Source organism: Bradyrhizobium sp. DOA1 (genome assembly GCF_001593325.1).
Classification (GTDB): Bacteria; Pseudomonadota; Alphaproteobacteria; order Rhizobiales; family Xanthobacteraceae; genus Bradyrhizobium.
The window spans coordinates 5,245,658-5,260,199 of sequence record NZ_JXJM01000001.1; the positions used below are offsets into that span (position 1 = coordinate 5,245,658).

15 protein-coding genes are annotated in these 14,542 nt (G+C 65.3%); 8 read left to right on the forward strand and 7 right to left on the reverse strand.

The window, feature by feature from the left end; genetic code table 11:
• Together SE91_RS24400 and asd are read right to left on the reverse strand one after the other, a co-directional pair.
• The coding region (locus SE91_RS24400) for an NUDIX hydrolase (protein ID WP_061851287.1) at positions 1-393 on the reverse strand (393 nt) is incomplete at its 3' end.
• Positions 394-460: 67 nt separating this feature from the next.
• Positions 461-1,324 (reverse strand): archaetidylserine decarboxylase, encoded by an 864-nt coding sequence (asd, locus tag SE91_RS24405; protein WP_061849415.1) that lies wholly within the window; start codon positions 1,322-1,324, stop codon positions 461-463.
• A gap of 35 nt (positions 1,325-1,359) precedes the next feature.
• Here asd and SE91_RS24410 point away from each other — a divergent pair, with 35 nt between their 5' ends.
• The gene (locus SE91_RS24410) at positions 1,360-3,024 is read left to right on the forward strand and encodes an aminotransferase class III-fold pyridoxal phosphate-dependent enzyme (protein WP_061849416.1); all 1,665 of its coding nucleotides are present in this window, start codon (positions 1,360-1,362) and stop codon (positions 3,022-3,024) included.
• A 143-nt stretch (positions 3,025-3,167) separates the two neighbouring features.
• Here SE91_RS24410 and SE91_RS24415 read toward each other — a convergent pair whose 3' ends face one another.
• From SE91_RS24415 to SE91_RS24425, 3 genes are all read right to left on the reverse strand, one after another.
• Complete coding sequence (locus tag SE91_RS24415; protein ID WP_061849417.1) at positions 3,168-3,827, reverse strand: hypothetical protein; 660 nt, start codon at positions 3,825-3,827, stop codon at positions 3,168-3,170.
• Positions 3,828-3,948: 121 nt separating this feature from the next.
• Positions 3,949-4,638, reverse strand: a complete 690-nt coding sequence (locus SE91_RS24420) for a class I SAM-dependent methyltransferase (protein ID WP_061849418.1) — start codon at positions 4,636-4,638, stop codon at positions 3,949-3,951.
• Positions 4,639-4,672: 34 nt separating this feature from the next.
• Entirely contained in the window at positions 4,673-5,725 is a 1,053-nt protein-coding gene (locus tag SE91_RS24425; protein ID WP_061849419.1) for a glycosyltransferase family 4 protein, read from the reverse strand.
• 275 nt (positions 5,726-6,000) lie between these two features.
• On the opposite strand from SE91_RS24425, the gene SE91_RS24430 reads away from it, so the two are divergent.
• Complete coding sequence (locus SE91_RS24430) at positions 6,001-6,726, forward strand: L,D-transpeptidase (RefSeq protein ID WP_061849420.1); 726 nt, start codon at positions 6,001-6,003, stop codon at positions 6,724-6,726.
• Positions 6,727-6,837: 111 nt separating this feature from the next.
• The gene (locus SE91_RS24435) at positions 6,838-7,251 is read left to right on the forward strand and encodes a c-type cytochrome (protein WP_061851288.1); all 414 of its coding nucleotides are present in this window, start codon (positions 6,838-6,840) and stop codon (positions 7,249-7,251) included.
• 52 nt (positions 7,252-7,303) lie between these two features.
• Here the strand turns inward: SE91_RS24435 and SE91_RS24440 are convergent, their stop codons facing one another.
• Positions 7,304-7,576 carry a hypothetical protein gene (locus SE91_RS24440; RefSeq protein ID WP_061849421.1) on the reverse strand — a complete coding sequence of 91 codons (273 nt, stop codon included), beginning with the start codon at positions 7,574-7,576 and terminating at the stop codon, positions 7,304-7,306.
• Positions 7,573-8,364, reverse strand: a complete 792-nt coding sequence (locus SE91_RS24445; RefSeq protein WP_061849422.1) for a DUF899 domain-containing protein — start codon at positions 8,362-8,364, stop codon at positions 7,573-7,575. Before SE91_RS24445 ends, SE91_RS24440 begins: the two co-directional genes overlap by 4 nt.
• Before the next feature lie 90 nt (positions 8,365-8,454).
• On the opposite strand from SE91_RS24445, the gene SE91_RS24450 reads away from it, so the two are divergent.
• The 5 genes from SE91_RS24450 (at position 8,455) to SE91_RS24470 (ending at position 14,359) form a co-directional block, all read left to right on the forward strand.
• The gene (locus tag SE91_RS24450; RefSeq protein WP_061849423.1) at positions 8,455-9,675 is read left to right on the forward strand and encodes a winged helix-turn-helix domain-containing protein; all 1,221 of its coding nucleotides are present in this window, start codon (positions 8,455-8,457) and stop codon (positions 9,673-9,675) included.
• Between the two features lie 36 nt (positions 9,676-9,711).
• Entirely contained in the window at positions 9,712-10,350 is a 639-nt protein-coding gene (locus SE91_RS24455; RefSeq protein ID WP_061849424.1) for a Vgb family protein, read from the forward strand.
• Between the two features lie 139 nt (positions 10,351-10,489).
• A complete protein-coding gene (locus tag SE91_RS24460; RefSeq protein WP_061849425.1) occupies positions 10,490-12,052 on the forward strand; it encodes a DUF4403 family protein in 1,563 nt (520 codons plus the stop codon).
• A 96-nt stretch (positions 12,053-12,148) separates the two neighbouring features.
• Complete coding sequence (locus SE91_RS24465; RefSeq protein ID WP_061851289.1) at positions 12,149-13,258, forward strand: ABC transporter ATP-binding protein; 1,110 nt, start codon at positions 12,149-12,151, stop codon at positions 13,256-13,258.
• 42 nt (positions 13,259-13,300) lie between these two features.
• The gene (locus tag SE91_RS24470) at positions 13,301-14,359 is read left to right on the forward strand and encodes an ABC transporter substrate-binding protein (protein ID WP_061849426.1); all 1,059 of its coding nucleotides are present in this window, start codon (positions 13,301-13,303) and stop codon (positions 14,357-14,359) included.
• Positions 14,360-14,542 lie beyond the last annotated feature (183 nt).

A 14,542-nucleotide genomic window follows, 5' to 3' on the forward strand; every position in this document is an offset into this window, starting at 1 on the left:
GATCGGGCCGATCTGTGTGAGGAACGCGCGCTCGTACTCGCGCGACAGGCGTGCGATGGCATCGTCGAGCGTCAGCCAGTCCACCGCCTTGATGTCATTCATCAGCTTGCGGACCGGACCGCCATCGGCCTCCATGCGCCAGAAGTGCACAACCTTGCTGCGCCCGCCGGACTGGTAGACCAGCGTGCCCAGGAATTCGTGGATAGCGACGTCGTGGCCCGTCTCTTCCAGCACCTCGCGATGAGCGGCCTCCTTTGGAGTTTCGCCGTCGTCGAGCTTGCCCTTGGGCAGGACCCATTCGTTGCGCTTGCGCTGGCGCACCACTGCAATCAGCGGCGTCGCAGCACGCCGCAGCACAATACCACCCGCCGCCATCACCGGCGCCCGCGCCATCGTCCGATCCGTCGTCGTAGAATCGCCCCCACGGAGGATATAGGCGTCGGACGCGGCGGATTGAAGGCTAGTTTCGCTTCAACAGCGCTTGACCTGCGCGAATGCGCGTGCCCTCGGCAATACCGTCGCAGAAGGTGAAATCACCGGGCGCCAGAATGATGATGGTCGAGCCGTGCTCGAACCAGCCGAGCTCCTCGCCCTTGGTGACGTTGACGTCGCAGGGGAAATTGACCGGGCCGCGGGTTTGCGCGTTCAGCACCATGTCGAGGATGTGCAACCGGATGCTCGCGACCAGGATGGCGGCGACCGGCACCAGCGTCACCGCCTCACCGGACGAGAGATGCGTGCGGATCACCGCGCGCTCGTTCTTGCAGAACAGACGTTCCACTCGTTTGAGCGCGATCGGATTGACGTTCCAGACGTCGCCATGGATCAGCGTCACGCGTTCGATCTGCGCGTCAAAGGGTGCATGGAAGCGATGATACATGCTCGACGTCAGCCGCAGCGTGACGAAGCTTCCGTTGCGGTGCTGATCGACCAAGGCTGAATCGCCGAGCAGATCGAGCAACGAATAGGGCGCGCCCTTGACCTGAAACAGTTCGGTGTCGGCGATCTTGCCGTGAGCTCCGACAATGCCGTCCGAGGGGCTCGCCACCACTGACGGATCCGGATCGAACGGCCGCAGGCCCGGCTTCAGCTCCCGGGTGAAGCAGTCGTGCAGACTGCTGAAATGCGTCTTACGCGCCTCCGACAGATCGAGATCGGAGAACAGTTTCCACAGCGCGATCGAGAAATCCCGGACGAAGGGATTCTCGATCTTGGAGAACCAGCCCATGAAGCGGGTCAGGGCGGCGCGGGGGATGCGGTTGGTCAACAGGAAGTTGAGGTCTTCCTGCTGGGTGAAAGAGGCGATGAGGGCTTTGACTGTCATGAATCTGTCAGCTCGCAGGGTTAGCGCTTGTTGTCATGGAAACGACACTCCCGATTCTCTCGATGTCCGTGGCCGCCGCAGCGTCCGCTGCCGCCGTCTTCCCGAAGCTCAAGGCGCGGGTCGAACTCTCCCGCGCCAAGCACCGCTCGCTCGCCGGACACTCCAAGATGTCGCGGCGGGTGGCAAAGCTGCTGCCGTTCTACGAATTTAGCGGCGACCAGTACTTCGGCTGTGACGGCGCGCCCGCCAACGTCGTGATGCAACGCAAGGACGCCTTCTTCCGCCTCGCCAGGCTCTACGCCGAGCGCTACCCCAAGGGCCGCGCGATCACGAAGGAGGCGGCGGAGACGATCTCCGACCTGAACTTCACGGAGAGCTACCGCGTGCCGTTCCAGTTCTCGCGCCTCGTCCGCGAGCATCTGGGCACCTCGACCTTCATGGAATCGTCCAGCGGCGTCACCGTCACCGATGTCGACGGCAACAGCTTCTACGACCTCACGGGATCCTACGGCGTCAACATCTTCGGTAACGACTTCTACAAGGAGTGCATCGAGGGCGCCGAGAAGCGGGCGCATGCGCTCGGCCCGGTGCTCGGTCCCTACCATCCCGTCATCCTCGACAACGTGGCGCGGCTCCGTCAGATCTCGGGTCTCGACGAGGTCTCCTTCCACATGTCCGGCACCGAGGCCGTGATGCAGGCGGTGCGGCTCGCGCGCTATCACACCAAGCGCACGCACCTCGTCCGCTTCGCCGGCGCCTATCACGGCTGGTGGGGCGACGTGCAGCCCGGCGTCGGCAACCCGATCACCGCGCACGAGACATACACCCTCGCCGAGATGTCGGAGAAGACGCTGCACGTCCTGAAGACGCGCAAGGACATCGCCTGCGTGCTGGTCAACCCGCTCCAAGGGCTGCACCCGAACGCCAACGCGCCCGGCGATTCCTCGCTGGTCGATTCCTCCCGCGGCGGCAACTTTGACCGCGCGGCTTACACCGATTGGCTCAAGAAGCTGCGTGAGGTTTGCACCGAACGCGGCATCGTGCTGATCTTCGACGAGGTGTTCGTCGGCTTCCGTCTCGCCGCCGGCGGCGCCCAGGACTATTTCGGCGTGCGCGCCGACATGGTGACCTACGGCAAGAGCCTCGCCGGCGGCCTGCCGGTCGGCGTGGTCTGCGGCAAACGCGAGCTGATGCGCCGCTTCCGCGACGATCGTCCCGCCGACATTTGCTTCGCCCGCGGCACCTTCAACTCGCATCCCTATGTCATGACGGCAATGGACGAGTTCCTGAGCCGCCTCGCCAGCCCCAATTTTCGCGCGGTCTATGACGGCCTCGACGAGACCTGGAACAGCCGCGTCCAGAAGCTCAACCAAATGATGACCGATGCCGGCCTGCCGGTGCGGTTCGCGAACTTCTCGTCGATCTGGACAGTGAAATACACCACCCCGTCCCGCTACAATTGGATGCTGCAATACTACCTGCGCGCCGAGGGCTTGGCGCTGAGCTGGGTCGGCACCGGACGGCTGATCTTCAGCCTCAATTACACCGACGCCGACTTCACCGAGGTCGCCGAACGCTTCGTTCGCGCCGCCGAGAAGATGAAGGCCGACGGCTTCTGGTGGCACGACGGCGTACTCACCAACAAGAACATCAAGCGTCAGATCCTGAAAGAGATGCTGGCCAAGCGCTTCGGGCGCTGAGGCTGACTGCCGCAATACCGTCATGGCCGGGCTTGTCCTGGCCATCCACGCGTCTCCACACGATCGCTCCAAGACGTGGATGCCCGGCACAAGGCCGGGCATGACGTAGATCATGAACATTCGCGATCCGGACGACGGCCGTATCAGGCGTGCTGCTCTTCGAGCGTGGGCTCGCCGATCAGGCCCAGCGTGTGCTCGGGGTTGAGGTGCAGGCCGGGGTCCATCAGCTCGCCGCGCATCAGCGCCAGCGGAGCCTTGCGATAGAGCATCAGATCGTGGAACGGGTCGGTCAGGATCTTGGTCATCCAGACGAGGCCGGTCTCGACGTCGCGGATGAAGAACAGATGCACGGTGCGGAACAGAAGACCGCCGCCGCCGATGAAGAGCCAGATCTTGGCCGTCTGGCGCATGAAGTCGGCCGCGCTCGCCCAGGGCGTGAACAGGCCGAACAGCGTGGGATCGGCGAACAGCACGAGCGGCGAGAGCGCCCAGATCGCCATCAGCACCACCTTGCGCTGCAGGTTGTAACCGACCTTGATCTCTTCCTTGTACTCGTGCGTCGCCTGATTGATGTGGTCGTAATCGTGCGGCTCGAAGAAGAAGTGACCGGCCTGGCGCGAGGTCATCGAGACCAGCCAGCCGACCAGCGCCGAGATCACGGGGTCGATAAAGAGCCAAACATAGGCGAAGAGAAAGCTCAGCGCGCTGACGAAGTGCAGGCTCTGATTGATGCGGCTGTGGTGATAGTAGCGATGGTCGTCCCAGCGCTGGATCCGCAGCTGCTCGAGATAGTTCTTGATCATGCTCTCCCCCAAATGCTTTCGGGTTCAGGATTTACAGGGATTCGATGTAGACCGTGTGACATCATCATTTTGTCATGTGACGATGCGCAGCGGCGCGATGACGCACGAGGGACGCGTAAGCTCACGCCGCTTTGGCGACGTCGGCCTTGCGGAAGCGCACCAGCGAGAAGTGCCCGAGCGGCGGGATCAGGCGGCGCTCGGCGAGCTCCATGCCGCGCGCGCCGGCAAGCCACTTGGCGTAACGCGACCAGGCGAACTCGGCGGTGCGGAAGCCGAGCGGACGCACCACCGGCTGGAGCTTCTGCTCGATGAAGCGGCGCATGCCGGTGTCGGCGCTGACGCGGGTGAGGATGATCAGCTCGCCGCCGGGGCGCAGCACGCGCGCGAATTCGTCGAGCGCCTTTTCCGGGTTGGGCACGGCCGTCACGACATATTGCGCCATCACGACATCGAACGAGTTGTCGGGAAATTCGAGCTTCTCGGCGTCCATCACCGCGAGGCCCTCGACGTTCTTCAGATTGCCTTCGCTGACTCGGCGCCGCGCCTTCTCCAGCATCGCTTCCGAGATGTCGGTGCCGAAGATGCGCAGGTTGGGCGCGTAGAGCGGCAGCGAGATGCCGGTGCCTACGCCGACCTCGAGCACGCGGCCGCCAATCTTGTTGGTGGCTGCGATCGCCGCCTGCCGGCCCTTGGCGAACACGCCTCCGAACACGAGATCGTAGACGGGCGCCCAGCGGTCATAGGCCTGCTCCACCGTGCCACGGGTGAGGTCGAGCTGCTGAGTGCCGTCAAGGTTCATGATCTTAGCCATCGATGAGGTTCTCGCTGTGGTTCTAATCTTGAAATCAACCGCGGACCGGCCGCCGCGCCATCCGTGGCGAGGCGCGCAAGGCGCGGCTGGGCTGAAGTGAGGTGAGATTGCCGACGAACTGGCGCGCGCTGTTCTCCCAGGAGCGCTCCAGCGCGAAGTTGCGACAGGTCTCGCGCGACATGGCGAGCGCACGCAAGCAGGCGGTGCGCAGATCATGATCGATGGCGCCGATCGGATGATCGGCGATGACGTCCTTCGGACCCGTGACTGGAAACGCCGCCACCGGCGTTCCGCAGGCGAGCGCCTCCAGCTGCACCACGCCAAAGGTGTCGGTCAGGCTCGGAAACACGAACACATCGGCCGCGGCGAGATGCGCGGTGAGATCGGCGCCCTTCTTCTCGCCGAGGAAGATTGCGGCGGGATATTCCTTTTCGAGCGCCGCCTTCTGCGGGCCGTCGCCGACGACGACCTTGGTACCGGGCAGATCGAGCGAGAGGAACGCGTCGAGATTCTTCTCCACGGCCACGCGCCCCATCGTCATGAAGATCGGCCGCGGCAGGTCGAGCTGCGCCGGAGCGTCGGGATGGAACAGCTCGGTGTTGACGCCGCGCGTCCAGAAGCCGAGCCGCTTGAAGCCGCGCTCGGACAATTCCTGCCGCAGCGAAGGCGTCGCCACCATCGTCATCGCGGCGGCGTCGTGGAAGTGGCGCAGCACGGCATAGCCGACGCCGGCGGGAATGCCGGTCCGCACCGAGACGTATTCGGGAAAGCGCGTCGTATAAGAGGTGGTGAAGGCGAGCCGGTTGCGGCGGCAATAGGCCCGCGCGGCCCAACCGATCGGCCCTTCGGTGGCGATGTGCAGCGCATCCGGCGATGCCTTCTCGATCCGCCGCGCGATCTCCTTCGCCGACGGCAGCGCGAAGCGCAGGCCGGGATAGGTCGGCAGCGGCCAGGACCTAAAGCCGTCCGGGGTGAGGAAGTCGATCTCGACGTCGAGGGCCTTGGCCGCTTTCGCCAGCGAGGTGAGCGTCCGCACCACGCCGTTGACCTGCGGATGCCAGGCGTCCGTCGCGATTAATACCCGCATGGGAAAGTCCCGAGAGTTTGATGATTCTCAGGCACCGACCATCAACGAAGGATATTTCAGGCGTGTGACGTCATAGAAATGTCCGCAGGCTGTTTTGTTCGTTAACGCCCCGGCACGGCCACGAAACTGTCATGAAACAATTCTTGCCGCGATGAAACCGTTTTCGGTTTTCCGCGCAAATGTCCCGAAACGTCTTGCCGTTAGTGATTTTGCGCAACGGAGCACCGAGACGGTGCCGCGGTGATCAACAACACCGAGCAAACAGGGGCGATCAAATGTTCAATCTGGACACTTTCAAGACCTATTCGCGCGCCGTTGTCGTCGGTGCAGTCGCGATCTCCGCCATCGCGTTCGCAGGTGCGGCCAACGCCGCGCCGGTGCAGATATTCCCGTTCTTCCAGCCGCTGCCGCCGATGGCCGCGCCGCAGCCGTTCCAGCCCTATCAGCCTTATCAGCCCCATCAGGCGCCGACCTATCAGACCGAGCCGTCCGAGGATCAGGACGCGGTCGAGATGCCGGCCCGCTTCCGCCGCCAGACCGTCGCTTACGCGACGCGCGAAGCGCCGGGCACCATCATCATCGATACGCCCAACACCTATCTCTATTACGTGCTCGGCAACGGGCAGGCGCTGCGCTACGGCATCGGTGTCGGCCGCGACGGCTTCACCTGGTCCGGCATCCAGTCGGTGAGCCGCAAGGCCGAGTGGCCGGCCTGGACCCCGCCGCCGGAAATGATCGCCCGCCAGCCCTATCTGCCGCGCCACATGGCCGGCGGCCCCGGCAATCCGCTCGGTGCGCGCGCCATGTATCTCGGCGGCACCATCTATCGCATCCACGGCACCAACGCTCCCGAGACCATCGGCAAGCGCGTCTCCTCCGGCTGCATCCGCATGACCAACGAGGACGTCACCGACCTCTACGCCCGCGTCAGCGTCGGCACCAAGGTCGTGGTGCTGCCGATGACGGAACGCAGAGCGGAACTCGGCAGCGCAACACGCTGAGCAGAACGACATTCTGACGCGAGCGGCCCCGGAACCCACCGGGGCCGTTTTCGTTTGCCCTCGACACGCTGGCGCGCGCTTGCTGCGGCGCGGTCCCCAATGGAGGCGCACATGCAATCACGCCTGCAATCCTCGCCAAGCCCATGGCTGCACGCCATCGCCGGGGGAGCACTGGCGTTGCTGTTGTCCGCGCCCTCTTCGCTCGCGCAGCAGCCGGCAAGCGGCGAGGCAGGCCAGCAGGCCTTCAACAATTCCTGCCGCACCTGCCACTCCATGAAGGAAGGCGACAACCGCCTCGGCCCCAACCTCAACAAGATCGTCGGCCGCAAGGCCGGCTCGCTGCCGAACTACAACTACTCGTCCTCGATGAAAGAGGCCGGCTTCAACTGGGACCAGGACAAGCTCACGCGCTTCATGGTGAAGCCGGACGAGGTCGTCTCGGGTCACAAGATGCAGCCCTATGGCGGAATCTCAGCGGAGGAGGCGGCGAAGGTGGTGGCTTATTTGCAAACCGCTTCGCAGTGACAGCTCCGGCAAATGCCGGAGCCGTGGCTGTGTGAGCCGGTGGTCACCATCCTTACAGGCTCGCCCCGCCGCCGCCCGCAATCAGCCGCAGCCACGCTGCCGAATGAAACGCGCTCATCAACAGATACATCGGCACCATTCCGCCGAGCACGGACCCATGTCCGGTGGCGCAGAGCGTGTCCGCGGCGCCGCTGCCGGACAGAGCCGTCGCCACGGCCATGATCGCGAAGGTTGGCGTCGCCGCCAGCCCCAGCCATCTGGCGAGATGGCGCGCGGCGGCGACGCCATCACGGCTGCCGGCGGCCGTGCCGACGGAGCAGCTCATTTCCGTTCTCCCGCGGCCTCCTCGCGAAAGGCCTTCTCGCCGGCGTCCGAAATCTCGACCCATTTCTTGTCGGGCGCCGCGCCTTCGGCGTAGCTGTCGTGCCAATTCCACCATTTGTAGGTCGGCGTCTGCGGATAGCCCTGCGGCGAGTCCTCCCACACCTCCTGCCGGCCGAGCGGGGTGATGTCGAGATAGTTCCAGGTGCCGCCCATCTGCTCGTCGCCGCGGCTCTTGACGAAATAGGTGCGGAAGACCCGGTCCCCGTCACGGAAGAACACGTTGGTGCCGTGCCATTCGTCCACGCCGAAATCGGCATCGAAGCTGTCGGTGATAGTGACCCAGGGCATGGTCCAGCCCATCCGCTGCTTCAGCCTGATGATGTCGGCCTGCGGCGCGCGCGAAGCGAATACGAGGGTGGTGTCGCGGGCGTTGAGATGCGCGACATGGGCGACCTGGTCGGCGACCATGGAGCAGCCCCGGCAGGCGTGATCGGGCCAGCCGAACACGCCCGGCTCGAAGAAGGCGCGATAGACGATCAGCTGCCGCCGGCCTTGGAATAGGTCGACCAGACTGACCTTGCCGCCGGGGCCCTCGAACGCATAGGTTTTGTCCACCGCCATCCACGGCATGCGCCGACGTTCGGCGGCCAGGGCATCGCGGGCACGGGTATGGGCCTTTTCCTTCACGAGCAGCTGCAGACGGGCGGCCTCCCAGTCCTGCGGCGACACCACCGGCGGCGTCTGCATGGCGGGCTGCCCATTCATCCCTGCGTTTTGAATTGATGTCATGTTGGCTCTCCTCATCTCCTGCTTCGGCCGTCAACGATTTCTGCCACCGCGCGGTTGCGCGGCGGGAGTAACAAGTGTGGCGGGATTGGCATGGAATCGCTGATCACCGCCGCCGCGCGTGCGCTGGAAGCCGGCGATCCGCTCGGCGCGCTGAACCGCGTTGCGCTGCGCAACGATGCACCCTCGCTGGCGCTGCGCGGCATCGCGATGGCGCAGCTCGGCGATCTCGCCAAGGCGAAGACGTTGCTGCGCAGCGCCGCGCGCGCGTTCGGTCCGAGAGAGGCGGTGGCGCGCGCACGGTGCGTGGTGGCGGAGGCCGAGATTGCGCTGGTCTCGCGCGATCTGAATTGGCCGATGAAGGCGCTCGCAGCGGCACGCGCGACGCTCGAAAAGCACGGCGATCTCGCCAATGCCGCCCATGCGGGACACATCGAGGCACGCCGTCTGCTCCTCCTAGGCCGCCTCGACGAAGCCGAGCGGAGCCTGACCGAGCTCGGCGCCTCGACCCTGCCACCAGCATCGCAGGTCGCTCGCGAGCTCGTGGTCGTCGGCATTGCCATCAGGCGGCTCAGGACGAAAGAGGCACGCGCCGCGCTTGGCCGCGCCGCCCGTGCGGCGCACCTTGCCCACATTCCTGCCCTCGCGGCAGAGGTCGAGAGTGCGAGCCTCGTGCTCGATACGCCTGCGGCGCGCCTGATCGCGCGCGGCAAGGAGCGCCCGCTGTTGCTTGGCGAGGTCGAGGCACTGGCAGTATCCAAGGCGCTCGTCGTGGACACCTTCCACTACAGCGTTCGCAACGGAGGCATCTTCGTGTCGCTCGGAACGCGGCCGGTGCTGTTCGCGCTGGCGCGGCATCTGGCGCAATCGTGGCCCGCGGACGTGTCCCGGGAGGCGCTGATCGCCGCAGCGTTTCGGGCAAGGCACGCTGATGAATCGCATCGTGCCCGGCTGCGCGTCGAGATCGGCCGGCTGCGCGCCAAGCTCAAGCCGCTCGCGGATGTCACCGCGACCAAACAGGGGTTTGCACTGACGCCGCACAAGACGCGAGACGTGCTCGTGCTGGCGCGACCGGTCGAGGAGAAGCACGCCAGCGTCCTCGCCCTGCTTTCCGACGGCGAGCCGTGGTCGAGTTCGGCGCTCGCGCTGGCGCTGGACACGAGCGCGCGGACCGTGCAGCGCGCGCTCGATGAGCTCGCGCGCGCGAATAAGGTGCAGTTCTTCGGGCACGGCCGTGCGCGGCGCTGGATGATGCCGCCCGTTCCGGGTTTCCCGACAGGCTTGTTACTCCCCGTCCCGCTCCTGAAGACCTAGGATCAGATCAGGTCACATCCACGAGGGATCGTACACATGAAGCGTTCAGCCGCCGAGATCGTCAGAGAATATGGGCCCTTTGCAGGCGTCGAGGCCGTGCACGGCGTCACCTACGACGGCAAACATGTCTGGTTCGCGTCCGGCGACAAATTGAACGCGCTTGATCCGGCCGAGGGCAAGATAGCGCGCTCGATCGATGTCGCCGCGCATGCGGGAACGGCGTTCGACGGCCGGCACCTGTTCCAGATCGCCGAGGATCGCATCCAGAAGATCGACGCCGCCACCGGCAAGGTGCTCGGCACGATCCCGTCACCCGGCGCCGGCGGCGATTCCGGATTGGCCTGGGCGGAAGGATCGCTCTGGGTCGGGCAATATCGCGAGCGCAAGATCCACCAGGTCGATCCCGAAACGGGAAAGATCCTGCGCACCATCGAGAGCAAGCGCTTCGTGACCGGCGTGACCTGGGTCGACGGCGAGCTCTGGCACGGCACCTGGGAGAACGAAGAAAGTGACGTGCGGCGGATCGACCCGGAGACCGGCAAAGTGCTCGAGCAGCTAGATCTGCCCGCGGGGACGGGGGTTTCAGGGCTGGAGTCCGACGGCGGCGACAATTTTTTTTGCGGCGGCGGCGGTCGCGGCAATGTTCGGGCAATTCGCCGTCCCCGGCGCAGCTAGTCCCAACGACGGCGCGAATGTGTGGCAACAGCGCGTTCGCAGCCGTTAACCTGTTCGCCCCAATTCCACCCCACCGGTGCGCTCTAGCGCCCTCCTCGCCCGCCCTGTAAAACCTCTGTCGGGGCGGCTTGGGGGACTGATGCGACTGACGTTGAATCTGAAGACGATCCTGATCGCCGTCGCGGTGCTCGCGGCGTCGTTCTTCATCAGCCTGAAGGCGATGGATCTGCTGTCGCCGCGCGCGGCCAACCCCGCGCCGCCGGTCGCGCAACTGCCGCCGCTGCCGCCGGCCTCGAAGAGCTCGATCGTGATCGCGCCGGTCGCCATCGCGCTGTCGGCGATCCGTCAGCAGGCCGAGAAGGCCGCACCGCGCAATTTCGCCGGAAAGGCCGACAACCCGATCTCGCAGATCCTGGAGAACGCCGACATCGGCTGGTCCGCCGTGCGCGGGCCGATGGCGGCCGCCGGCGACAAGGACGTGCTGACGATCTCGACGCCGCTCTCCGGCAAGCTGAACGTGACGGGCTCGGTGTCCGCAAAGGCCACCGGCGCGCTCGGTGACGCCCTCGGCAGCGTGCTCGGCGGCGATGCGGCAAAGCGCATCGGCGCGGTCAACATCAAGAATTTGAACGCCAGCGCCGAGATCAAGGGCAACGTCATCGTCACCTCGCGCCCCAAGCTCGCAGCCAACTGGCATCTCGAGCCCAATCTCGGCGCCCAGGTCAATCTCGGCGATACCAACCTCAATGTCGCCGGCGCCAAGGTCAACGTGCCGGCGCAGGTGAAGCCGCTGATCGACAAGAACGTGGGCGAGCAGATCAACGCCGTCTCCGAGCGCATCCGCAACGATCCGTCGCTGCGCGACAATGCGAAAGCACAATGGGTCAAGGCCTGCCGCTCGATCCCACTGCAGGGCTCGGGCTCCGCGCTGCCGCCGCTGTGGCTCGAGATGAAGCCGGTGCGCGCGATCGCGGCGCAGCCACGCGTCGACGCGCAGAACGTGACGCTGCTGCTCGGCCTGGAAGCCGAAACGCGCGTGACCTCGACGCCGACCAAGCCGGACTGTCCGTTTCCCGACAAGATCTCCATCGTGCCGCCGACCGGCACCGGCGTCAGCATCGGCGTTCCGATCGACGTGCCCTTCACCGAGATCAACAAGCTGATCGCGGCGCAGATGGTCGGCCGCACCTATCCCGAGGACGGCTCCGGTCCGGTCGACGTCACCGTCAAGAGCGCCAACGTGACCCCCTCGGGCAACCAGTTGCTGATCTCGCTCCTGGTGCGCGCCAAGGAGAAGAAGAGCTGGTTCGGCCTCGGCGCGGAAGCGACCGTGCACATTTGGGGCCGGCCGGTGCTCGACCAGGCGCAGCAGACCTTGCGGCTCACCGACATCCAGCTCGCGGTGGAATCCGAGGCGGCCTTCGGCCTGCTGGGCGCCGCGGCGCGCGCCGTCGTGCCGCAGATGCAGCAGGCACTGCTGCAGAAGGCAACGCTGGATCTGAAGCCGATCGCCGCCAATGCGCGCGAGAAGATCGCCGCCGCGATCGCCGACTATCAGAAGAGCGAGGACGGCCTCAAGGTCGATGCCAAGATCGACAGCCTGACGCTCGCCGACATCGCCTTCGATTCCAAGACGCTGCGCGTCGTCGCGGAAGCCGGTGGCACGCTGAACGTAGCAGTGACGAAGCTGTCGGGAATGTAGCGCGCCGTCGCTTCCCCGGTCCCGCGCGTCATCGCTTGCGCCGCTGGCATTCTCGCCCGAGGATGCTAAGCTGTGGCAGGCAACGAGAGGACGAGCATGGAAGCCGGCATGGTCAAGCCTGCGCCGGCATTGGTGCGCTTTTCCGGCATTCAGAAGACCTATGATGGCGAGCAACTCGTGGTGAAGAACCTCGATCTCGACATCAGGAAGGGCGAGTTCATCACCCTGCTCGGCCCGTCGGGCTCGGGCAAGACGACCACACTGATGATGCTGGCCGGCTTCGAGATTCCGACCCATGGCGAGATCTACCTCGCGGACCGGCCGATCAAGAACGTGCCGCCGCACAAGCGCGACATCGGCATGGTGTTCCAGAACTATGCCCTGTTTCCGCACCTGACGATCGCGGAGAACATCGCCTTCCCGCTGTCCGTTCGCAAGGTCAGCAAGGCGGAAGCGCAGGAGCGCGTGATGGCAGCGCTGCGCATGATCAAGATGGAAAGTCTGGCCCACCGGCGGCCCGGCCAGCTGTCCGGCGGCCAGCAGCAGCGCGTGGCGCTGGCCCGCGCGCTGGTCTTCAACCCGCAGCTCGTGCTGATGGACGAGCCGCTGGGCGCCCTGGACAAGCGCCTGCGGGAGCAGATGCAGCTCGAGATCAAGCAGCTGCACGAGACGATGGGCATCACCATCGTCTACGTCACCCACGATCAGAGCGAAGCGCTCACCATGTCGGACCGCATCGCCGTGTTCAACGACGGCATCGTGCAGCAGATCGACAGGCCGGACGCGCTGTATGAGCATCCGGTCAACAGCTTCGTCGCGCACTTCATCGGTGAGAACAATGTGCTGGCCGGCACCGTCGAGACGGTCGAACGGGACTATTGCCGCGTCGCGCTGGCCGCTGGCGGTGCCGTGACCGCGAGGGCGATCAACGTCTCGGGCGTGGGCGCATCGACCTCCCTGTCGGTGCGGCCGGAGCGGGTCTCCATCATCCTGGACGGCACGTCCAGCGAAGGACCGAACCGGCTGCCAGCCAAGGTGCAGAACACCATCTATCTCGGCGACCACGCGCTCGCCGTGCTCGATGTCGCCGGCAACGGGGAGTTCATGGTCAAGCTTCAGCCGCGGGCTCATGACAGGCTGAGCCATGGTGAAAGCGTGTTCATCACGTTCCGCCCCGAGGACTGCCTGGCGCTCGATCCCGTCTGATCCGACCAGCACGATGCAACTTAGATAGAGAAGGGAAAAACCATGCTGAAGCGCAAGATTGGCAAGATCGCTCTGGGCTTGGCTGCGGCATTGAGCGCCGGCGCCGTGCTGGCGAGCGCCGCGCAGGCGCGTGACCTCACCGTCGTGTCCTGGGGCGGCGCGTATCAGGAGGCCCAGAAGAAGGTCTATTTCGAGCCGTTCAAGAAAGCCTCCGGCCTTCCCATGAACGACGAATCCTGGGACGGCGGCGTCGGCGTGTTGCGCGCCAAGGTGCAAGGCGGCGCCGCCACCTGGGACGTCGTCCAGGTCGAAAGCGACGAGCTCGCCGTCGGCTGCGAGGAAGGCCTGTTCGAGAAGCTGGATTATTCGAAGATCGGCGGCGAGGCCGCCTACATCCCGCCAGCGGTCAATCCATGCGGCGTCGGCGCCATCCTCTACGATTTCGTTCTCGGCTACGACAAGGACAAGCTGAAGGAAGCTCCCAAAGGCTGGGCTGACTTCTTCGACACCAAAAAGATTCCGGGCAAGCGCGCCTTGCGCCAGGGACCCAAGACCACGCTGGAGATCGCCCTGATGGCGGACGGTGTCGCGCCGACGGACGTCTACAAGGTGCTGGCGACCGACGAAGGCATCGATCGCGCCTTCAAGAAGCTCGACACCATCAAGGGCGACATCGTCTGGTGGAAGGCCGGCGCCCAGCCCCCGCAATTGCTCGCCTCCGGCGAAGTGGCGATGACCTCGGTCTACAACGGCCGCATCGACACCGCGAACAAGAACGAGAAGAAGAATTTCGGCATGGTGTGGGACGGCGCGCTGTTCACCCTCGACAGCTGGGTCATCCTGAAGGGCAGCCCGAACAAGGACGCGGCCTACAAGTTCCTGGACTTCGTCGGCAAGGCGGAGAACCAGTCGAAACTGTTGGAAAACATCGCCTATGGCACCTCGAACAAAGACGCAGCGGGGCGGCTCGCGCCTGCCGTTCTGAAGGACCTGCCGACGGCGCCCGACAACATCAAGAACGCGGTCGAGATCAACGTCGGCTTCTGGCTCGAGAACATCGATCGCCTGACCGAGCGCTTCAACAAATGGGCGGCGAAGTAGCGCGGCCGAAATGGGCATGCGGCACGCATTGAGAGCAGTTTCGTTGCGGCCATCCTTCGAGACGCCCGCCCTAGGCGGGCTCCTCAGGATGAGGACGGAGTGTGCGGCAGCGACGCCAGAGAGCCTCATCCTGAGGAGACCGCGAAGCGGTCGTCTCGAAGGACGAGGCGCTTGCTCAGGCCG